The organism is bacterium (genome assembly GCA_018812485.1).
Classification (GTDB): Bacteria; JAHJDO01; JAHJDO01; order JAHJDO01; family JAHJDO01; genus JAHJDO01.
Genome location: JAHJDO010000094.1, coordinates 1 through 21437, shown reverse-complemented (window position 1 = coordinate 21437; position 21437 = coordinate 1). Strand labels below are relative to the sequence as shown.

Genomic DNA, 21437 nt, shown 5'->3' with positions numbered 1-21437 from the left:
TTGAGAAACCCATAATCAGAAAATGCATCGCTTAACTTAACACGTATGCCCCAAACCCCCAATTCTTGGGGGCTTTTTAGGTGTGCACTTTTAAAACTTAAATCGCTTAAAAACTGTGCACTTTTAAATTTTATCTGACACCCGTAATTCACTTGTTGACAAGCACTTATAAATATGCTATTCTCAGACAAAATGGCACTGTGCCCAAAATGTGCCCATAATTAAGATAAAGATGTGGTGAAAAAGTGGCTACTCTCCGAAAGAAAAATAGTACCTATTTTGTTGATTATAGAATAGGAAACAGACGGACAAGAAAGAATGTAGGGCACTCAAAGAAACTTGCTGAACTAGCACTCAAGGATATTGAAGTAAAGATTGCAAAAAATGAAATCGGGTTTATTGATAAGGACTCCACTATTGATAAACTCTTTAAAGACTTTATCAGTTATTCAGAAACTAATCACTCTAAGGGCACAACAACACGATACAAAGAAATAATAACTAATTTCTCCAAGTTTCTAAACGAACAACCTTATATCACAAAAACATCCCAGCTTAACCCTTCATTATTTGAAAAATACAAAGCATCCCGCAAATCTAATATAGCGGATATTACCATCAACCATGAACTAACTATATTAAAAACGATATTTAATATGGGAATCAAGTGGAATATGATAAGGGAAAATCCCCTTAACGATGTGCCCTCTATAAAAGTTAAGAATACAAAGACTCCAAGATTCCTTTCAGATGAGGAGTGTAAGAGCCTGTTAGCAAACTGCGATGATAGAACTTATCCGATATTTTTTACATTACTAAATACAGGCATGAGAAGGGGGTGAAGTGATAAACTTAGAATGGAAAGATATAGATTTTGAAAGAAGAATCATTAAAATACAGATTAAAGACACTTGGCAGCCGAAAACAGGAGAGAGGGACATTCCGATAAATGCCCAGTTGTTTAAACTGTTAGAACAGCTTCATAAGAAAAGAAGAAAGGGCTCTCTTGTATTCTACAACAGTATCGGAAACAAAATACACCGTAATAAACTAAGAACCAAGCTGATTCAAATAGCAAAAAAAGCAGACATTCCAGAACTTACAAAATTACATACCCTAAGACATACCTTTGCAAGTCATCTTGTGATGAAAGGGGTTGATTTAGCAAGTGTCCAGAAACTTATGGGACATGCTGATATTAAGACTACAATGATATATTCACACCTTGCACCTGAACATTTGCACCTGAACATCTAAAAGGCGCAGTGGATAAACTGAATTTTTAGCATGAAAAAGTTTTTTATGTTAAATTCATCCATTTCTTTAACCCCAAGATGTTATTTGAGAGAAGATATATTAAGAGGGTGGGTAAATAATACATATAAGCAAAAGAGAAAAAACACCCCCAACAACTTTAGCGGTATTAGAGGTAGTAATTTTCGTTATTGAGCTCTAACAAAAGACATTAAGGCTCGATATGCTTATCCTTTTTTGGGTCTTTTCCCTTTTTTACTTCTCCCCTTATTTTTAGATGGGATACCTTTAGTCGGTTTTTTTTTGGGCTTATCTTTTGCCATTTATATCTTCACCTCCTTTTTATTCTGTTGAAAAAGTAGCGATAACCCTATCGCTATTATCTCTTAACATGAAATCAACAGAAACATTGCAGTCTGTCCAGTTTTTTAATTTTATATTTTCGATAGAAACAAACTTGTTTTTAGTAAAAAAATCAGGCATATATTTTATTTCAAAAAAATCATCCTCTTCTTTCAAAACTTCATCGGGCTTTAAGACAGCACGATACATAATAACATTACGAAATATTTCATACGTGGCAGGAGAACGAATACCTGTTTCAGAACCAAACGCTATTGAGTTTTTTTCAGGAATCTCTGATAATTCGATAAAAACAACAACTGCTTCTTCTGTTGGATATGGGAAAACTTTAATTCTTGCATCTTTGTCTTTTTGGTAAAAAATCTCATGCCTAGTTTGTTGATAATAATGATGCATGTTCTCTTTTAAATTTTCTATTTTATTTTCTAAAGTTTCAACTTTTTGAGCTAAATTGATATTTATATCACTGAGTTGAGTAGAAAAAATTTTATCTGCTTTAATTTGAATGCCAATAATTCCGATGAGTGGTAATAGGAATAACCAAAAGACAAGCTTTATTTGTTTTAATTTATACTTAACTAATAAATATATGCCTACAAATATCGTAATTGTGAAAATGCTGTATGACCAAAGTAAAAACATTTGACACCTTCTTTGTTATATGGGTTTATCTAAAATCCCTATACTTTCCTGTATCACGTTAAGGACTTTTTGCCCTAAATCGATACTTCCTTCAAGTTGTTCCTTGAGTTCTTTACTCAATTCCGTCCTTTCCTTCTCATTTACTGTGCTTTTTTGATGTATTCTTACAGAATTCATAATATCAAATTTATTATTTATTAATTCAAATTCTCCATATGCAACTTGGAGTTTTTTCATTAAATTTAAATCTTTGCAATAATCAGCTAACTCACCCCACAATTTATCTCTGGTTATAGTTTTTAATTTATAGAAAGGTATCCACTTTTTATTGATCAAATCGTTTATATGATGTTTATTTATCTCTAATTCCATTTTATAAAGTTGGTATATATACTTTGTATTTCTTTCTTTTGATTCTTTCTTATGTTTTTCATCAATCATAACGCTAATTTGGTATATTACAAAAGCGCCTAAAAAACCTAAAAGAGTTCCGCCTATGGAGGCATATAAATTTTCTTTATTACTGATAGTGCAGTGTAAAAAAAACATGATTACTACGATAGCGAATAGCGTGCTGATAATTTTAATATATTTCATCATTTCGGGTATTATAAGGACACTTTAAATCAATTACTTATTTTTTTAACTTAAAATCCCTCTATCCCTTAGTAAATTTATCTCTTTTCCCAAACTTACTTCGTAGCTTTTCAATGTGTGCATCTCTAACTGCTTGGTTAAGCAGGTCTTCAATCTTAGAATCAGGACTATCCATAAGAACCTTACCTACTTTGAAATCATCAACATTTTCGCATTCATAACACTTTAAGGAGGTAGGGCTAGTGAATCCACTATCAACCAAAAGGCTGCCGCATTTAGCACAAAAAATAACACCAAATCTATAATTCTCCATATCTCCCCCTTTTTTCACACAACCTTTGCAATATTTTATGCCTCATAACAACTGATATACGAACCTCGTATTTTGTGGTTTTCATACAACAAACTTTGTTACCAGAGCAATAATTGTATGACTATATAATGCAGGTGTCAAGTTTCTTAGGAGAATATGTTTCTCTTTAGATATACAAATCTTCTTCTAAATATTACTTAGCTTTTTTGCTTTTTAGGCACTCTTTGGGCACAAAATGGGCACAAATCAATAGTATGTTGATATAACTGCATTGAATAGCAATAGGTTGTGATAAGTGGTGTCAAATACTTACTTCGGACTATACCTCAATTTTATATGTTAATCTTCCCTTTTTACCCCTGTTCTCAATCCACTTGGATACTGCTTTTTCATTAAATCTTACACATTTGCCTAGTTTTATATATGGAACAAAACCACTATGCACCCAGAAATAGACTGTTGAAGGTGCTACTTGTAAAACCTCAGCTAATTGTTTAGTGGTTAATAGCCTTTCCATATTTAAGCTAATATCTTTTTAATAAAAATTTTCTGTGTCATTTTTGTCATCTGTTTTTGTATTACACTTAAAGCAGAATTTTTCAATCCCCCAAATGGGTGAAAAAATATCCCCCATTTAGGTGATTTTGCTCTTCCACTGCTTCCCGTATCTGCTGGCTTACAGATGTTTCCTTTTTATTAGCAATTTCTGCTACGTCTTGCCATTGCTGACTATAAAGTCTTAGTGTAGTGAGCTTTTCTTTGTTTATTTTTGTCATCTATTTTTGTATTACATTTAAAGTATATTTTCCAATCCCCCAAATGGCTAAAAATCATATCCATATGGCTAAAAATTCGTTATTTTATGTTTCTTAATGATGTCTTTTCGTATTATTCAAACAGGCGGTAATCTGATTGCCATAGGCGCAGTTTTTGTAACAATGTGTTTAGTAACAACTATAATTGCTATTGTCTTAGGCATTCCAATGAAACAGCGTGCATGGTGTATGGTTTGCCCGATGGGAACTTTGCAGAGGAAAATTGGCAAAATAGCTCAGCGAAGAACACCAGTCAAAAGAGAAATTTGCCAAAAAAGAAAATTGGGGAAAACAGTTGCTAAGTAATTATAACATAAGTAAAATATCATGCAGTAAAAGAGGAGGTTAATTATGAGTAAGTCAATAAAAGGAACAAAGACTGAAAAATCTATGTATAATGAAGCTATTACAAATTATATTATAGAAGCAGTAAAAGAAAAGAGAGAAACTCAAAGATATAATTCTTATGAAATTCAGAAGACAAACATCCAAAATTAATCCTAAAATCAATTTTCGTGAGGTGGAAGATCGTTTAGATCGTCTTTCTAATTCTCGCATAATTGAGAATCTTGAGATATATAATTTAGTAAAGGATTTAACAAACAGAGTTTGTTTTTCTTATAAAGATAAATACGAGAAACGCTGGGAACAATTTTATTTACCTTTAAAAAGAAAAGGGAAAGAGATAAGCACCCCTTTTAGTGTTGCCAAATATGAAAAAGATTTCTTTTGCTATTTTTTCCAGCTGGGCAGTTTACATATTAAAAAAGGAAATAAAGAAACAGAGAAAGTATTTAAAAAGATATTTCAGGAAGCAATTAGATTTATGCAATTTATAAAACAGACAAAGGGAGAGATTGTAAAAAAGACGGTTCCATACGATTTTCGTACAGGAAAAATTAAAGGTAAGTATATATTGGATAGGATAATTTCTCAAAAAGAAAAAGCAAAAATAATGAAAGATTATGGGTGCCATTTACAGAAAAATATTAAGACAGGAGGTTGTTCTTTAAGTGATTATCTAAATACAGCCAGCATATGTTATAAAGCATCTTTTGGTAAGGAAGCCTCAAGTCTTAAACCCTTGGGAATGTATAGGAGATGGGCGGATAGAAGAGATGGAGGAATGCTTGCCATTAAGAACAGGAACAGTAAAAAAGCCTTTTTGAACTGGTACGAGAGTAGCAAGTGGATGGGTTCGCACCCTTTTGAAATTGTTTTTAGCTGGCATAGACACGGCATTCATCTCTATCCACCTTCATCCAATAATTCTTGGAAGTATTCTTTAAGGGTAACCAACTATGCTTATGTTAGGGATTTTATAAAAATGGTAAAAGCGTTAATTAACAGTAAAGTTTCTTTTCTTGCCCAAAATTTGGAAGAAGTTTTAGATTACCTTACAGGAGAAACTTATTTCACCGTAAATAATTATTCAGATAATTTTTTCTCTTATATTCCTTCTCGAGAACATAAGAAAGCGTATTTTAAGCATATAGAATGGGATAAGTTAAAAATCCTGAAAGAGATTAAATGATTAAGTTTGGAATTAGACAGTCATTTGATAAAATTGAACAAATAGAAGAAAGGTTTTCTAATCTAAATGTACCTGTGGAAATAGCTTTGCCTTATTATTGGGATATCTATGAACCTATTAGGGCATATTTGAAAGAGATAGCGGAAAAAATTAAGAATTTAGGCATAGAAGTTTTGGGCATACACGCGGTCCAAGCTCCTATTACAGATGAAAGATTTAAAATATGGGGAAAGGAAATAGCTGATTTTGCAAGAATACTTGGCGTAAAGACTATAACTTTGCATCCCAATAATACAAATAAAAATCAAGATATACAGAAAAAGGCACTTAAAAACTTAGAGTATTTCACTGTTTTGTATAAGAACAGTATTATCTTTAGTATTGAAACTTTTTCTGGAAAAAGAAGAGTGTTTACTCCCGATGAAATAGTTGAGTTTAATTTACCTATGACTCTTGACCTTGCACATATAAAGGACAATAAAAGGATATGGAGTTTGCTTAAAAATTATAAAGACAATATTGTAAATATCCATCTTTCAGCTAAAGGGGATACCATCCACCACTTACCGATTGATAGCTTTTGCAGAGAAGTAGTTGATTATCTTATTAAAAATAAATGGAACGGGAATATAATATTAGAGTATTTACCTGAATCCCATGGTCAAATGTCAGCCGATTTAAAATCTCTTATCGATGAATATGCCAGACATAGATAAAGTTCCCTCCCATCAAAATGGAATAGGAATTTTGAAAAGACATGGGTAGAAAAGTCCACAGAGTTCCTGTTTATTTCGATACAAAAGGGATTTCTGCGCTTCCGTTTGAAGAAATTAAATGTATTTTAAGAGGAGCGGATGAAATAATTATGCAAGGTGGCCGGTCTCTGCTTGCTAAAATCTTAAAAGGATCGAAAGATAAAAAAGTTATCGAACTTAAACTACATACATCAGCTGCTTACGGCTATTTCAAAGCTCTTGCATTAGATAAAATTACTGCTAAAATTGATTGGCTAATATTGAATGACTATCTGGCCATCAAATATGATTATCGCCTGCCTTTGCTTGTATATACTGACAAGGGATGGGCAATTGAAATGGATGCGTATTCTGATGAACTTTTAGCAGGATTTAATAAGTTACTTGAAAGTGGTATAGATGATTATGATATGACCTACCTGAAGGATCGCAACCGTCAATTGATTTTTTTATTGTTGGATAAAGTAAAAGCAACAAATAATCCTAAATATATTCCAATCTTAGAAGCTTGGGGAAAGGTTGATTATAAAAAAGTTCAAAAGAAGATAAGATATATAATTCGGGAACTGGAAAATAAATGAGGGTAAGGGTTGGGAAAAATAAGAAACGAGATGAGCTTTGAAAAGAGGCTTACAGAAGGTGTCGGCTTTCAACATGTGAATATCGGATTTCCCAGAACGCAAAAACAACTTAAAGTAGGGAAACAAAAATAAAAATTTACCACTACTAATTTTTTCAAAACCCGGACATTTCTAAATGCGCTTGACATGTGATTTAACAAAACCACCTATTTTGTATAGAATCCAACATGTCAAGGTGGAAATTACGCAAAAGAGGCAGGAATGTCCATAAAAGATGGTGAAAACAGGGTTCGCCGGATTTTAAATATTTCAGAAAATGAAAAACTTCCTACTGTCTCAAAAGAAACTTTAGCAATATACTACAGATATTTAATTAGCAACTTATCATTCCCTTTTGAGGTTGTGTATTCTGTAGAAACCGGCCCTCTGGAAGACACCTATTATAGAATTAAGGTAACTGGCTTTATAGCCCTTGCCAAGTCACCTCTGCCTGAAACCTATGGTATATTCATAAGAGGTAAACAGGAAAGACGTAGGTTTGAGGTCCCTTTAGCAGAAACTAAAGTTAAAGAACATGGCAGGAATAAGCAATTAGTTGATGATTATTGCATGTGGTTTTGGAATCATCAGTAAAAAGTTAGCGTCCCTATCCGACTATTTTATTTAAGCAAAAGCATCTAAATCATTTTGACAACAGTATTAAAAATTCATTAACCTGCATATAAGAATCTGTTACTAAGCGTTGTCTTTCTTCGCTCGAGAACTCTCTGCCACTAACTAGAAAATCCGCCACCCACTGTGGGCCAATAGAATCTTTTGTCTTAAACTTCTGCCTAATGCTTTCTATCCCTTCATTCACAAGTTTATCTTTTTGGTAAGGTTTTATCGTTTCTGCTGCTGAACTAAAGCCATCTTTGTAATGGGAAATTAGGGAATAAATATCGTACGCATCCTTCTCGCTGTAGCGCGCACCAAGGACTATGCCTTTCATAGTTAATGCGGAAACTAAATCAGCTATCTGGATCTCTATTTCGTTACATGCTCCTTTGGGTAACTTCCCTTTTAACCTATACATAAAAGAGTGTTCAAAAACAATATCTATACCTCTGGCTTTTCTTATAAACAACTCTGATTGGACTATTTGATGACGCCTTCGCTTTCCTCTGCCACCATATTCAGGCCCCAAAAAATCAATCTCTATCGGCTGCTTATCTTTATACCCTGGAATTGAAATATTTTTCTCAAAAGCATAAGGTATAGCTCTGCCTTCTTTGTCAAAAGAATGGGTATAATTTCGTTCTTCTATAAGTTTAAGTATTGACTTATATTCAACTTCAGAAATCTTCTTGGGATTAACAGCAATATCAATATCTAGAGAACCTGCATGAATGAAATCATCATCAGAAGATTTAAAACTCTCTATAATAAAGTAAGGCGCCCATCCACCCACCAAAACAAGTGAGCTTCTATAGGCACCTAATATAGTCATTATCTCTAAGAGTATAGATTTTGATGCCTCTACGAGTCGCGTATCTAAATCAGTAATTAATCTCTTAACCATATTTCATCAAAACTTTATTTTTGTTCTCCTTAAAAATTCAGCCTGTTCTCTGCCTCGTGCAGGATAATTATAGAGATCAAGATACAATTGGACGTTACTTACTATCTTAATACCATTTACTTTTTGTGTCTTATAAAACACACCTTCATCATAAGGGATATACATAGAAATGTTACTTCCTGATTCCACTGGCCGAAGATCAAGTAAACGCACCCATTTAGAAAGAGCCTCACTGTCAGCAATATACATCTGTAAACTGGATATACCCCTGATAAACGGAGCAACCAGAGAAGTACCGGATAAAAGTGTCAAAGTATATTCTAAACTTTTATCTTTACCAATTTGTAGAACTTTTTTAATTAACTTTTCAAGATTCTGTTCAAAGGAATAGTAAGCAAACATCTTGTTTTGGGTATAAGTATAATTTTGACACCATTCATCCAAAAGCTTACCTGGCTCAGTTAAAGAATAAAAGCCCTTGTCTTTCTTAAGGTACTCCTCATCTAAAAGCCAACGACAAACATTAGAGGTCTGGCCAAGACTCACTTCTGCAATTTTTGATAATTCCAATATCCTCCAGTTTTTTTTAGGCTCATCAAGTAATACCCTCAAAATACGGCTTGATACTGGTTTAAATATTGTTTTTAATTTTCTTTTACCAACAAAAGGATTCTTCTCCACAATTTTTTCTATATAAACATTATTGAATTCTAAAAAACAATTACCCGCTAAATCTAGATAGCCTATGCCTTCTTTTTTAAGAATTTCCCTTGTTCTTTCTCCCAGAAAAGCAGTTATCAAAACAGGATAAACTTTATTTAAATTTGCAATCTTTTCTTTAAATCGGGCGGATATTTCACGAGCCATACGTGGCTGTAAGAGCTCCTTGATTTCACAAAGCAAAAGCCATTCTTGCCGGTTCTGTATTTTTATCTTAAACGCTAAATCAAATCTCTGGCTAGAAATTCTCTTATCTAGTTCTATCTTACTAATCTTAAGTGAAAGCAATAAAGAATATACGTCTTTCAAGATTTGCTGTCTTATCTCCTTGACTTTCATCCTATTAGCTTCTCTATTATATTAGCTTTCAACATTTGTTGAAAGCATACTATACAGTGAAAGATATGTCAAGCACATCTGAAATTTCACCATGGATTTCTTAAATTGGAGGTAAATTTAAAACAGAAAGGATTTAGTTGTGAATGCTACTGCTATTTTCCATTGTCTCTCTGAAGTTTTTTATAAAAAGAACAAGGAAAACAAGCAGGTTTAATGTCGGCAACTTCGCATAAGGCACCTTATTCGAATTAAACTCGATACTGCTGCTGTTAATTGTTAATCTTGTTCTCTTATCCAAAAAAATCTTATTTCTTTTCTTTGAATTTTTTGTTTTTATTATTTTAAATATAAAGAATACAGCTAGCTAATGTTAATTTTGTCTATTTTTTAAAACGCAAAATTAGCATAATGCAAATTAATTTAAAATCGGTGCTAGAGATAATATTTAATTCTGAATAAAAAATAAATTGCAGCATTAAATTAAACAAACTTACTTCAGAAATAAAAAAAGTCTTGACAATTGATTGTATGTTTGTATAATTTAATTGACATGGATAAAAAGATAAAAAAACAAGAATATTACAAACTTCGAGTAATTGATTTTATCAGAGCAAATCTGGGTATATCACGTCAGAATATTGGGAAAGAGTTGCACCTTTCTCCAGCTACTATCACTAATTTCGTAGATGATTTAATTAAACATAAAATTATCCAAGAAATTGGACAAAGCGAAAGCACAGGAGGGCGTAAGCCCATAGCTTTAAGCGTCATTCCCCAAATTGCTTATGCAATCGGGATAGACATGGAAGCTCAGATAAATATCAGAGTGTCAATTGTAGATTTTGCTATGAATCCTATTGTAGTAGAAAAAATGCCTATCGAGAATATCAAGGATATAAATAAGATTACATCAAATCTTGTTAAGTTAATCAAGAGATTGATAGAGGAAAATAGAATTAAAATGAAGTATATAATTGGGATAGGTATTGGATTTCCTCTTTTGGTTAACATAAGGAATAACATCCATTCACATCTTAATAGAGGATATCTACTCCAGACTTCAATAAAAGAAACATTAGAAAATGAATTTCCTATTCCAATATCCATCGATACGAATGGAAGAACACCTCTTGTTGCAGAACAATATATAGGTGCAGGAAAAGAGTCAAAGAACTTTTTATTTCTCCTTGTTCGTTATGGGATAGTTCTTGGAATTGTAATAGATGACAAGATATACAGGGGAATAAGTAATGCAGCGGGATTAGTAGGACATACTATTCTTTTCAATAATGCCACTCAGTGCGAATGTGGCGCAAAGGGATGTATAGAGGCATGGAATAGTGGTAAGTCAATACTAAATGAAGTAAGACAGGCAATTAAAAAAAATTCCGGCACAGAACTCTCAAAAGAAATTATTGCGAAAAAAGATAAGATTACTCTTAATGACGTAATATATGAAGCAAAAAAAGGAAATAAGTTTGTTCTGTCTCTCTTTGAGAAACTGGCAAAGAACACAGGTATATTAATTGCAAACTTAGTAAATATTTTCAATCCTGAGAAAGTAATAATAAGTGGGATATTAAATGATTTTGAAAACAAAGTCAGGATTCTTATTGAGCGAAAAATAAGGGCTTATGCAGTAGAAGAAGCGCGCGTTAATCTAGAGATTATTTTCTCAAAAAGCGGAGAATATACAGGAGCAATAGGTGCTGGGATTCTGGCAATTAATTCAAGCAGCCATCAGTTTATAAAGAAGAGATATTATTCATGAGTAAGAAATTTAATGAGCATAGGTTTGATCAATTGGCAAAGGAGTTTCGTTATGTAATTACAGACATGATATGCCGGGCAGGTTCAGGACATCTGGGAGGGGCGTTGAGCCTGGTAGAAATAATCATTACACTATACTACCGAATAATGAATATTGACTCAAAAAATCCTCGCTGGCATGGACGTGATCGTCTTGTTCTTTCCAAAGGGCATGCTGGTCCAGTTATATATACAGCTCTGGCATATAAGGGATTTTTCCCAAAGAGTTGGCTGCCTACTCTGAATGCAAATGGAACAAGATTGCCTTCTCATATGGATCAGATCCTTACCCCAGGTATTGATATGTCAGCAGGCTCCCTTGGACAGGGGCTCTCATGTGCCTGCGGAATCGCTTTAGCAGGAAAGCTGGATAATAAATCATATAGAACCTTCTGCATTATTGGGGATGGAGAAAGTAATGAAGGACAAATCTGGGAAGCAGCTATGTTTGCAGCACATAACAAATTAGATAATCTCGTGGTTATTTGTGATTACAACAAGTTACAGATTGATGGTTTCACAGATGATATCCTTTCATTGGAACCTTTAACGGATAAGTGGCAGAGTTTTGGCTGGAAAGTTTTTGAGATGGATGGTCATGACTGGAACGAGATTTATACTACGATTAATAAGGCAATTGCAGTAGAAAATAAACCTGCAATGGTTATAGCACATACGATCAAAGGCAAGGGGAATACAATTATTGAAAATAAGCCTGAAAGTCACAATATAAAGGTTCCGGATGAAGAAGCGTACAAGAAGTATATGAATGCACTTGTGGATAAGAATATAAAACTTCCATATTGAGGAGATGAAAGAAATGGCTAAGCTGCATGAAGAGGAAATGAGAAGAGTATATGCATTAACATTAAACGAGTTAATTAAGGAAAATCCTCAGGTTATGGTTGTAGAGGCTGATTTAAGTAAAGCGTCCGGAACAAATCCCACTGTTTTAAAAGAACATCCGAAGAATTTTGTTAATGTAGGTGTTTCAGAAGCAAACATGATCTGTATTGGAGCAGGTCTGGCTTCAGAGGGAAAAATCCCATTCTGTGCTAGCTTTACATGTTTTGCGTCCAGACGTGTATATGATCAAGCAACAATCTCCGTGGCGTATGCAAATAATAATGTAAAGATAATCGGGACAGCACCCGGGATCACAGCAGGTCCTAACGGCGGAACTCATATGTGCTTTCAGGATCTCGCTATTATGCGCATAATGCCAAATATGCATGTTTATTCGCCATGCGATGTTTATGAACTCCGTTCAGTGCTTCATTATATGGCTGAAACTAAACAGCCGACTTATATGCAATTGATACGCTCCAAAATGGGGAAAATATTTGACGAAGATTATACATTTAATCCGGAAAAGGCTGTTGTCGTAAAAGAAGGGAAAGATATCACACTTATTAGCACGGGTTATATGACTCATATTGCCCTGAAATCTCTTCAGGAATTAGAGAAACAGGGAATTGATGCAGAACTGATTCATTATCCTTCCGTAAAGCCATTTGACGAGAATTCGCTTATTCTGTCTGCAGAGAAGACCAAGGGTGTGATAACAATTGAAAATCAGAATATTCTGGGAGGTCTTGGCGGGGCTGTGTGCGAAGTCCTGAGTGAACATTATCCCACGAAAGTGAAGCGTCTCGGAATTCCTGATAGGTTTGGTGAAGTTGCAACAGCAGAGTACTTATTGAATAAACATAAAACAAATGTCAGCCATATTATAGACGCGGCAAAAGACATGCTGAGGAGATCAAACAAATGACAGAAGATCAAAAAGTTATAACTGAATTACTGAAACGAGCCCGCAATGCTCAGGTGCAGATTGAGCATTACTCGCAGGAACAAATAGATGAAGTGTGCTTATCCGTAGGCTGGCAGGTATACAACGATAAAAACATTCAGGCATGCGCAAAGATTGCTGTTGAGGAAACAGGAATGGGCAATTACAAAGATAAAATTACCAAGCATAAGGTTAAGGTTCTCGGTGTTGTTAGCAGTATCAAGGGACAGAAAAGCGTTGGTGTTATTGAACATGACAAAGAAAAAAAGATTACAAAATATGCAAAACCGGTTGGTGTGGTTGGCGCCTTAACACCTGTTACGAATCCTACGGCTACACCTGCAAGTAATGCTGTATCCATTCTTAAGGGAAGAAATGCTGTTATATTTGCTCCTCACCCAAAAGCAAATAGATCCTGCAAATTGGTATGCGATTTAATGCGTGAGGGATTAAGGAAAGTTGGTGCTCCTCAGGATTTAGTGCAGTACATAAAAGAACCGACTGTTGAACTGAGTCAGGAATTAATGCGTCAGGTTGACCTGATACTCGCAACAGGCGGCGCTGCAATGGTAAAAGCTGCATATTCAAGCGGTACACCTGCATACGGAGTAGGCGCTGGTAATCCCGTGATAATTGTAGCAGAGGATGCAGATATTGAAGATGCAGCAAAAAAAATATGCATTAGCAAAACCTTTGATTACGCTACCTCCTGTTCTTCGGACAACTCAATAGTTATTCATAGAAGTATTTTTGATGCGATGGTAGAAGCATTTAAGAAAAACGGAGGATATTTATGTAATGACGAGGAACGCAGAAAGCTTGAAAAATGGATGTGGGTTCCAAGCAAAAAAACAGGTAAGATGGCGCTGAATCCAAAGATTATAGCAGTATCTGCGTGTAAAATCGCCTTGGATGCCGATATTGAGGTACCTGATAATACCAGCATGCTTATGGTAATTGGCAAAAATCCGGGAGGAGACAGATTCAGCGGAGAAAAACTTTCTCCTGTTATGGCATTGTGGAAATACAAAAATATTGACGATGCTATTGATTGTACAGTTAAATTAACAGAGTATTCTGGAATAGGGCATTCATGGGGCATCTATACGTTTAACCATGATTATATAGATAAAGTGTCTATGGCAGCTAAGACAAGCCGCATTATGGTCCGTCAGCCGCAAGCACCTGCTAACGGCGGGAATTTTTTCAATGGAATGCCCTCAACTGTAACACTTGGGTGCGGTACATGGGGAGGCAATATTACAACTGAGAATATTACATGGAAGCATTTTATAAATGTTACATGGGTTTCAGAGCCGTTTGAGCCTAGTAAACCCACTGATGAGGAGATGTGGGGAGAATACTGGCGGAAATACGGGAAGGGGTTGCGTAACCCCAAATAAATTCTATGAAATTATTTGAATATCAGACTAAAGAACTTTTTGTGGAATCAGGGATTCCCGTTCCAAAGGGAAAACTTGTTGATAGGGATACAGATATTAACACAGCTATAGGAGAGGTAGGATTGCCTTGCGTGTTAAAAGCACAGGTTCTTCAGGCAGGAAGGGGCAAGGCTGGTCTGATTCAGTTTGCTTCGACGAAAGATGAAGCAAGAGAAAAAGCAACAAAGATTTTTTCATCGCACACAAATATCAGAAGACTTCTGATTGAAGAAAAGCTTAATATAGAAAAAGAGTTTTATTTAGCAATTACTATCAATCCTGTTTTGAGTTCAATACTGGTTATGGCATCTTTAGAAGGTGGAGTGGATGTTGAAGATATTGCAAAGAAGTCGCCGGAGAAAATCATTAAAGAAGAGATTGATATTTTCAAAGGGCTTTTACCGTTTCAGGCTCGCAATGTCATGTTTGGACTTGGTCTTAAAGGTAATGCATTTAAACAAGGATTAAAAATTCTTTCAAAAATGTTTGATATTTTTTGCAGGTACGATGCGGAATTGCTGGAGATTAATCCGCTTGTTCTTGCCAGTGATGGTAAGTTAATAGCAGCGGACGCCAAACTTATTATAGATGATAATTCCTCTTTTAGACAAAAACGGTTTACTTTAACAAGGGATTATTTTGAAAGCGATATTGAATACGAAGCATCTGAAAAATCAATTCCTTACCTGCAGTTTGACGGAACCATCGGACTCATGTGCGCAGGCGCAGGGCTTACCAATACAGTCTATGATCTTATTAATTACTATGGCGGAAGCGTTGCCAATTATTTAGAGTTTGGCGGGCCAAATTATACAAGAGCTGTTCAGGCAATGGAACTTACCTTAAAAAATAAGCCTAAAGTTATTTTAATTGTTACGTTTGGAACTATTGCCAGAGCAGATGTAATGGCGCAGGGTATTGCGGATGCGATCAGGAAGTTGAAGCCCAACGTTCCAATTGTAACTGCGATTCGCGGTACCGGTGAGGAAGAAGCAGATAAAATACTTCGAGGTATAGGTCTTGAGCCATTAAAAGATACTGAAAGCGCAGTAAAAAAAGCTGTGGAATTAGCGGCAGGAGGAAGCGCAAAATGAGTGTTTTTGTTGATAAAGACACACGTGTTCTGGTTCAGGGAATTACCGGCAAAGAGGGCAGTTTCTGGACAAAACATATGATTGGTCTGGGGACTAATGTAGTTGCTGGTGTAACACCGGGCAAAGAAGGACAAGTTATAGAAAACGTAAAAGTATTTAATACAGTACGACGGGCTATGCATGAATGCGGCGCTAATGCTTCTGTTCTTTTTGTGCCACCCGCATTTGCAAAGGATGCAGTTTTTGAAGCGCTCGATTCCGGGATTAAAAAAATTGTTGTTATTGCTGAAGGTGTTCCTGTGCACGATGCTATGCAGATACGAACTGGTTCTCGTTCAGTTGGTGCAATGGTGATTGGCGGAAATACTTCAGGAGTAATAACACCCGAAGTCAGTATGATGGGGATTTTCCCTTACTGGATTAAACGTGTATATAAAAAAGGCAGTATTGGAGTTATCACGCGCAGTGGTTCTCTTACAAATGAGGTAACTGCCATGGTTGTAAAAGCTGGATTTGGCGTTTCTTCGCTTATCGGCATAGGAGGTGATTCTGTTCCCTGCACCAGATTTGCAGAGGTTCTTCCTTTATTTGAGAGAGATAATTGTACTGATGCGCTTGTAATGATCGGCGAGTTAGGCGGAACAATGGAAGAAGAAGTAGCTGAGGAAATTAAATCCAGGCGGTTTACCAAGCCGGTAATTGCTTTCATTGCAGGAAGAACTGCTCCTATAGGCAAAAGAATGGGTCATGCAGGAGCAATTGCAACCGCAGGCAAGGGTACAGTTGCGGGCAAAATTGGGGCATTAAGCAAAGCAGGTGCCCTTGTTGCTGACAGGCCAAGCCAGGTTGGTGAATTGCTTAAAACGTGTTTGAATTGAGAGAATTGTAAATGGAAACAAAGAATAACCATAAAAAAAACGGATTAATCATTTTTATCGCACTTGTCTCGCTATATCTTATCTGTATATTCCCATATTTTCCGAACTTAAAAACTTCCTCAGGAGATTTGATCGTCTTGAGTTCTGCAGGCAGACTTTCTATAGCAATTCTATTCTTTGCTGTGCTTCTGTGGTTTACTGAAGCTCTTCCGTTTGCAGTTACAGGCTTGTTCTCTATGGTATTGCTTGCTGTTCTCAGAGTAGATACATTTAAAGAGATTGTAAAAGCCGGGTTCGGAAATGAGATAATCTGCTTTTTCATTGGAGTTTTGATTATTTCTGCCGCAATAACAAAATCAGGGCTTGGAAACAGGCTGGCTTCGCTAATTTTACATTGTGTGGGAACAAAAACTTCCAGAGTTATTCTGGGATTTCTTGTTGTTGGCATGCTCTTGTCTATGTGGATTACAGATATGGCGGTTGCTGCTATATTGTTGCCGTTAGGTGTAAGTATTCTAAAAAGAGAGAACATTAAACCCTTGAAAAGCAATTTTGGCCGCGCTCTTATGATCTCTTGCGCATGGGGACCGATTATAGGCGGAATTGGCACTCCTGCAGGATGTGGTTCAAACCCGCTTGCTATAGGATTTTTACGAGATTTGGCAGGTATTAACATTAATTTTATTCAGTGGATGACGATAGGTGTCCCTTCAGCAGTCTTATTAGTCCCGTGTGCATGGATTATTCTGCTGAAAGTATTTCCTCTGGAAATTAAGGAGCTTTCAATAAGTAAAAACGAGATAAAGAAAGAGTTAGAACAGCATGGCTCTTTAAGCAGTAATGAAAAGAAGACCATAGCGATTTTTCTATTAACTGTTGTTCTGTGGTTAGGAGCGCCCCTGTTAAGAAAAATGACAGGAGGCATTATAAGTTTATCTATTTCGCAGATAGCTCTTTTTTCTGCGCTTCTATTTTTCTTTCCCTTTATTTCGATATTGAGTTGGAAAGAGGCTCAGTCCGAGATAGATTGGGGAGGAATAGTACTCGTAGTTTCAGGACTTTCCATTGGCATGATGCTCTATAAGACAGGAGCAGCAAGATGGCTTGCGTGGGCAATGTTCGGAAAAATAGGAGAAGTATCTTCTCTTATCCGAATATTTGCTATTATTTTGATAGTTTCGTTATTAAAGGTTGCTTTCTCAAGTAATACAGTAACAGGGATTATCATTATCCCTCTCATAATAGCCCTGGCTCAGGATTTAGGACTAAATCCCTGGCTACTTGCCGCTCCTGCAGCAATAACCAGTTCACTCGCATTCATTCTTGTAACATCCACCCCTACAAATGTAATCCCATACTCTTCAGGATATTTTTCAATCAAGGATATGGCAAAAGCCGGGATAATTATGACTATAGTAGGCGCTGTTTGTGTCACTATAGCCATTGCTGTTATGGGACAGATTACCGGTGTATATAAATTTTAAATATTGAGAAGGAGAGAAAATATGATTATAGGAATTGGGGCTGATAAGTCCGGATTTGGCTTAAAGGAAGAAATAAAAAATTATTTGTTAGAGAAGCAGGATATTGAGATACGTGATCTTGGAATGACCTCTCAGGATGAATTTAAAGCTTATTATCAAGTTGCGCCTGTAGTGGCGAAAAAGGTTCAAAATGGCGAATTAGATAAAGGAATACTTATTTGCGGCACAGGAGCAGGCATGGCTGTTGCTGCCAACAAATTCAAAGGAGTATATGCTGTGTCTTGTGAGTCAGTTTATTCAGCAGGTATGGCAAAAGTTGTAAATAATTCAAATATTCTGACTTTTGGCGCATGGATTGTAGCCCCTCAAGTGGCAGTACAAATGGTTGAAGCATGGCTGACTGAGAAATTCACAGAAGGATTCGATGAAGACAGGCAGAAATTTCTTACTAATGCTTTTAAAGAGGTTAAAAAGATAGAATCGGAGGAAATGTGTTGATGAAAATTGATTTTCACGCTCACTATATTGATGAACCTGACTATATTGAAAAAATGTTAGAGACTTATAATAATCTTGGCATTGATATTGTCTGCATAAGCGGTCTTGGCAGTATTTTTGAGCATAAAGACAATAATGACGTTGAAGAAGCTTTTATAAAGTATTCTGATAGAATAATTGGATTTGCGTATTTTCGTCTTGGAGAGGATCTGCCGGAAGATGTTTTGCGATTTAAAGAGAGAGGTTTTAAAGCTCTTAAAATGACAATGCCAAATTTTGATTACGATGATGAAAGATTTTTCCCAGTATATGAAAAAGCCGCAGAATTGGAAGTGTCTATTCTTTTCCACAGCGGAATATTAGGTCCTCCGAAAAGCAATTATAAGGGGATCCCTTCTTCAGCGCATACACGTCCAATACATATCGAGAGAATTGCAAGGTCTTTTCCAGAAATAAATGTTATATGCGCTCATATGGGAGTGTCGTGGTTTTCAGAAGCATCGGATCTTGCAAGAATGATCCCTAATTTCTATGTAGATATAACAGGAGCAACTCCCGGTTGGCGTGCTCAAAGAAAACCGGAATTCTTTAAGGAATATCTATGGTGGGAAGGAGCGTGGGACAAAGTGTTATTCGGAACGGATGTTCATTACAGTGAAGTAGGACTTGTTTTGAAAAGAGAAGAAAAACTTTTAAAAGACTTATCTCTCAGTGAACATGAAAAAAACAACTTTTATTCAAATAATGCAAAATCTATTTTAAAATTATGAAATTTTATAGCGCAAAGATACTGGTTAACGATGCGAGAGATAATAATTACGCTGTACCTGCTTTAAATACAAATGGCGGCTCTTATGATATAGCGCGCGCTGCACTGGAGGCAGCTCAAGAGCTTAATACACCCTTGATCCTGCAGGTGTATGAGCCGAATTGTGAATACAGAGGATTTGATTATTATCTGAATTTGGCTGAGTTTCTTTGCAGTGAACTTGAGATCACTGTGCCTGTTGCTGTTCAGCTTGACCATGGAAAAAGTTTTACTTCGGTCGTAAAAGCAATGAAAGCAGGATTCAGTTCTGTAATGTTTGATGCATCTAATTACCCTCTTGATAAAAATATTGAAGAAACTCGTGAGGTAGTGAAAGTAGCCAGTGTTTTGGGCGTTTCGGTTGAAGCAGAAGTAGGATATGTAAAAGGAAATGAACCTGAAAAAGAAGCGTTAATAGGCAGAATTCCTGTTCCTGTCTTACCGTCTATAACTCCAGCTAAGACAAGAATTGACGAAGCGTTGCGTTTTGTTAAGGAAGTGGACATTGATATGCTTGCTATATCTGTGGGAACAACACATGGGGTTTATGAAAAACAGGAGGGGATAGATTTCAAATTATTAGAGAAATTACGTGATTCTATTTCAATTCCTCTTGTTCAGCATGGCACATGCGGCATTTCTCTTGATGACATCTCAAGACTTGCACGGGGAGGAATGGCCAAGATAAATTTTGGAGAACCATTCAGATTTAATTATATTAAGTATTTTAATGAATTGACGGATAAAATGGCACATCTTTGGCATCCGTGGAAAATTATGCAGGAATGCAAGAATCGTCTGAAGCAGGATATGAAAAAAATAATCTGTGCGCTTGGTTCAGAAGGTAAAGCAGCGAATATAATTAGCAGGAGGAAATAAATATGGACTATTATGCAAAAACTAAACAAGACTTATTAAATTGCAGGAATATTAAATTTACAGTTGTGCCTGCCCTACATGATCTGAATGTTAGAATTGCCCGCGAGATTGCTGATCATATTAAGGTGAAGAACTCTCAGGATGAAAAAACGTATTTAATACTTCCTGTTGGTCCATTAGATTATTTATATCTTGCAGATATCTGTAACAAAGAAAAAATCTCTCTTAAAAATCTTGTTCTTTTTATGATGGACGAATATGTAGGAGACAATGAGGAGATTATTCCGCATGACCATCCGCTTGGTTTTTATAGTTTTATGAAAAGAAGCTTTGTGGACAAATTAGATATAGATTTGAATTTTGATGTGCGGAATATTAATTTCCCTGATCCTCATGATCCAGAAGTTGTTACTAAGAAGATTGAAGAAATTGGCGGAGTGGATATTTGTTATGGAGGGTTTGGGATTACAGGACATTTTGCTTTTAATGATCCTCCTGAACATGGAAATACGATGACAGTTAAAGAAATGAGAAACACTAGAGCTAGAGTGCTTACTATTTCTCGAGAGAGTACAGTTCAGATGGCAATGGGAGGAACAAATGGGAATCTCAAAATTTTGCCTACCCGTGCTGTAACATTGGGCATGTATGAACTTCTTATGTCAAAAAAAAATACATCTTACTTTTATGCGTTCCTGGCATGCTGGGGTTTTGAGGAGAGCTCTTTTTGGCCCGATAACAGCGGAATGCCCTGGTTCGTTAATTCAGAATCATCCTAATTTTTGCGTTACACTTACAGAATTGGCCGCCCAACCTCCAATTATAGATATAGCCCAGGCTACAGGGGAGAAAGAATAGAAATTTAAATGGAGAAAAAGATATGAGTAACAAAATGATGGATGAAAAGAATTATGAATTTTGCAAATAAAGATGCTTTTCAGAGGGGAAGGTATATTTTTATTGACTTAAATGGTGGTGATGTTTAGGATTGAATTATGAATAATTATGCATGTGCGCAACTTCGTATATTCTGGAGACGACGAAAACAACGAAAAGGTATATCTGGCACTCGGAAATGGTCGAATGCTTACTTTTATGAAAAGGGGGTATGTTATGTTCCAAACTTACTTTAGTACTCAACGAATGCTACATAAAGAAACTCAGGGGGAAAGCCGTGTGAGGGAAAACCGCACGCACGGTTTGGTCTATGAGGTGAAGGCATGGCTTCTAAACAGGGCGTCCTTTACTTTAATAGAACTTTTGGTTGTAATAGCAATCA

At 35.9% G+C, this 21437-nt stretch carries 26 protein-coding genes; 20 read left to right on the top strand and 6 right to left on the bottom strand.

Annotated elements, in window-relative coordinates; all coding sequences use genetic code 11:
• Nucleotides 1-245: 245 nt before the first annotated feature.
• Nucleotides 246-842 carry a phage integrase SAM-like domain-containing protein gene (locus tag KKC91_07520; protein MBU0478399.1) on the top strand — a complete coding sequence of 199 codons (597 nt, stop codon included), beginning with the start codon at nt 246-248 and terminating at the stop codon, nt 840-842.
• 1 nt (nt 843) lies between these two features.
• On the top strand, nt 844-1257 hold the full coding sequence (locus tag KKC91_07515) for a tyrosine-type recombinase/integrase (protein ID MBU0478398.1): 414 nt from the start codon (nt 844-846) through the stop codon (nt 1255-1257).
• A gap of 339 nt (nt 1258-1596) precedes the next feature.
• On the opposite strand, the gene KKC91_07510 is transcribed toward KKC91_07515, so the two are convergent.
• The 4 genes from KKC91_07510 to KKC91_07495 form a co-directional block, all read right to left on the bottom strand.
• A complete protein-coding gene (locus KKC91_07510; GenBank protein MBU0478397.1) occupies nt 1597-2259 on the bottom strand; it encodes a hypothetical protein in 663 nt (220 codons plus the stop codon).
• A gap of 15 nt (nt 2260-2274) precedes the next feature.
• Entirely contained in the window at nt 2275-2859 is a 585-nt protein-coding gene (locus tag KKC91_07505; GenBank protein ID MBU0478396.1) for a hypothetical protein, read from the bottom strand.
• A gap of 58 nt (nt 2860-2917) precedes the next feature.
• Nucleotides 2918-3169 carry a hypothetical protein gene (locus KKC91_07500; GenBank protein ID MBU0478395.1) on the bottom strand — a complete coding sequence of 84 codons (252 nt, stop codon included), beginning with the start codon at nt 3167-3169 and terminating at the stop codon, nt 2918-2920.
• 319 nt (nt 3170-3488) lie between these two features.
• Nucleotides 3489-3686, bottom strand: coding sequence for a helix-turn-helix domain-containing protein (locus tag KKC91_07495; GenBank protein MBU0478394.1), 198 nt, complete (start codon nt 3684-3686; stop codon nt 3489-3491).
• A gap of 355 nt (nt 3687-4041) precedes the next feature.
• On the opposite strand from KKC91_07495, the gene KKC91_07490 reads away from it, so the two are divergent.
• The 6 genes from KKC91_07490 to KKC91_07465 all read left to right on the top strand — a co-directional run bounded on the left by KKC91_07490 (nt 4042) and on the right by KKC91_07465 (nt 7487).
• Nucleotides 4042-4290: a 4Fe-4S binding protein gene (locus KKC91_07490; protein MBU0478393.1), complete on the top strand. Its 249-nt coding sequence runs from the start codon at nt 4042-4044 to the stop codon at nt 4288-4290.
• A 45-nt stretch (nt 4291-4335) separates the two neighbouring features.
• Nucleotides 4336-4482 (top strand): hypothetical protein, encoded by a 147-nt coding sequence (locus KKC91_07485; protein ID MBU0478392.1) that lies wholly within the window; start codon nt 4336-4338, stop codon nt 4480-4482.
• Nucleotides 4451-5518 (top strand): hypothetical protein, encoded by a 1068-nt coding sequence (locus KKC91_07480; GenBank protein MBU0478391.1) that lies wholly within the window; start codon nt 4451-4453, stop codon nt 5516-5518. The genes KKC91_07485 and KKC91_07480 overlap by 32 nt, the downstream gene beginning before the upstream one ends.
• Nucleotides 5515-6234 (top strand): sugar phosphate isomerase/epimerase, encoded by a 720-nt coding sequence (locus KKC91_07475; GenBank protein ID MBU0478390.1) that lies wholly within the window; start codon nt 5515-5517, stop codon nt 6232-6234. The genes KKC91_07480 and KKC91_07475 overlap by 4 nt, the downstream gene beginning before the upstream one ends.
• Nucleotides 6235-6275: 41 nt before the next feature.
• Nucleotides 6276-6854 carry an RQC domain protein gene (locus tag KKC91_07470; protein MBU0478389.1) on the top strand — a complete coding sequence of 193 codons (579 nt, stop codon included), beginning with the start codon at nt 6276-6278 and terminating at the stop codon, nt 6852-6854.
• A 261-nt stretch (nt 6855-7115) separates the two neighbouring features.
• Nucleotides 7116-7487 (top strand): calcium-binding protein, encoded by a 372-nt coding sequence (locus KKC91_07465; protein ID MBU0478388.1) that lies wholly within the window; start codon nt 7116-7118, stop codon nt 7485-7487.
• Nucleotides 7488-7536: 49 nt separating this feature from the next.
• Here KKC91_07465 and KKC91_07460 read toward each other — a convergent pair whose 3' ends face one another.
• Entirely contained in the window at nt 7537-8415 is an 879-nt protein-coding gene (locus KKC91_07460; protein MBU0478387.1) for a hypothetical protein, read from the bottom strand.
• Nucleotides 8416-8421: 6 nt separating this feature from the next.
• Nucleotides 8422-9444 carry a hypothetical protein gene (locus KKC91_07455; GenBank protein MBU0478386.1) on the bottom strand — a complete coding sequence of 341 codons (1023 nt, stop codon included), beginning with the start codon at nt 9442-9444 and terminating at the stop codon, nt 8422-8424.
• 580 nt (nt 9445-10024) lie between these two features.
• Between KKC91_07455 and KKC91_07450 the strand changes: the two genes are divergently transcribed.
• From KKC91_07450 to KKC91_07395, 12 genes are all read left to right on the top strand, one after another.
• Nucleotides 10025-11245, top strand: coding sequence for an ROK family protein (locus KKC91_07450; GenBank protein ID MBU0478385.1), 1221 nt, complete (start codon nt 10025-10027; stop codon nt 11243-11245).
• On the top strand, nt 11242-12090 hold the full coding sequence (locus tag KKC91_07445; protein MBU0478384.1) for a transketolase: 849 nt from the start codon (nt 11242-11244) through the stop codon (nt 12088-12090). The genes KKC91_07450 and KKC91_07445 overlap by 4 nt, the downstream gene beginning before the upstream one ends.
• 13 nt (nt 12091-12103) lie before the next feature.
• Complete coding sequence (locus KKC91_07440) at nt 12104-13057, top strand: transketolase family protein (protein MBU0478383.1); 954 nt, start codon at nt 12104-12106, stop codon at nt 13055-13057.
• Entirely contained in the window at nt 13054-14478 is a 1425-nt protein-coding gene (locus KKC91_07435) for an aldehyde dehydrogenase family protein (GenBank protein ID MBU0478382.1), read from the top strand. Before KKC91_07440 ends, KKC91_07435 begins: the two co-directional genes overlap by 4 nt.
• Nucleotides 14479-14483: 5 nt before the next feature.
• On the top strand, nt 14484-15611 hold the full coding sequence (locus KKC91_07430) for an acetate--CoA ligase family protein (protein ID MBU0478381.1): 1128 nt from the start codon (nt 14484-14486) through the stop codon (nt 15609-15611).
• Entirely contained in the window at nt 15608-16489 is an 882-nt protein-coding gene (sucD, locus tag KKC91_07425; GenBank protein MBU0478380.1) for a succinate--CoA ligase subunit alpha, read from the top strand. The genes KKC91_07430 and sucD overlap by 4 nt, the downstream gene beginning before the upstream one ends.
• Before the next feature lie 11 nt (nt 16490-16500).
• Nucleotides 16501-17973 (top strand): DASS family sodium-coupled anion symporter, encoded by a 1473-nt coding sequence (locus tag KKC91_07420; GenBank protein ID MBU0478379.1) that lies wholly within the window; start codon nt 16501-16503, stop codon nt 17971-17973.
• Between the two features lie 21 nt (nt 17974-17994).
• Nucleotides 17995-18471: an RpiB/LacA/LacB family sugar-phosphate isomerase gene (locus KKC91_07415; GenBank protein MBU0478378.1), complete on the top strand. Its 477-nt coding sequence runs from the start codon at nt 17995-17997 to the stop codon at nt 18469-18471.
• Complete coding sequence (locus KKC91_07410; protein ID MBU0478377.1) at nt 18471-19241, top strand: amidohydrolase family protein; 771 nt, start codon at nt 18471-18473, stop codon at nt 19239-19241. The genes KKC91_07415 and KKC91_07410 overlap by 1 nt, the downstream gene beginning before the upstream one ends.
• The gene (locus tag KKC91_07405) at nt 19238-20158 is read left to right on the top strand and encodes a class II fructose-bisphosphate aldolase (GenBank protein MBU0478376.1); all 921 of its coding nucleotides are present in this window, start codon (nt 19238-19240) and stop codon (nt 20156-20158) included. The genes KKC91_07410 and KKC91_07405 overlap by 4 nt, the downstream gene beginning before the upstream one ends.
• Nucleotides 20159-20160: 2 nt before the next feature.
• Nucleotides 20161-20937, top strand: coding sequence for a hypothetical protein (locus KKC91_07400; GenBank protein ID MBU0478375.1), 777 nt, complete (start codon nt 20161-20163; stop codon nt 20935-20937).
• A 226-nt stretch (nt 20938-21163) separates the two neighbouring features.
• A partial coding sequence (locus KKC91_07395) for a prepilin-type N-terminal cleavage/methylation domain-containing protein (GenBank protein MBU0478374.1) occupies nt 21164-21437 on the top strand: 274 nt, incomplete at its 3' end.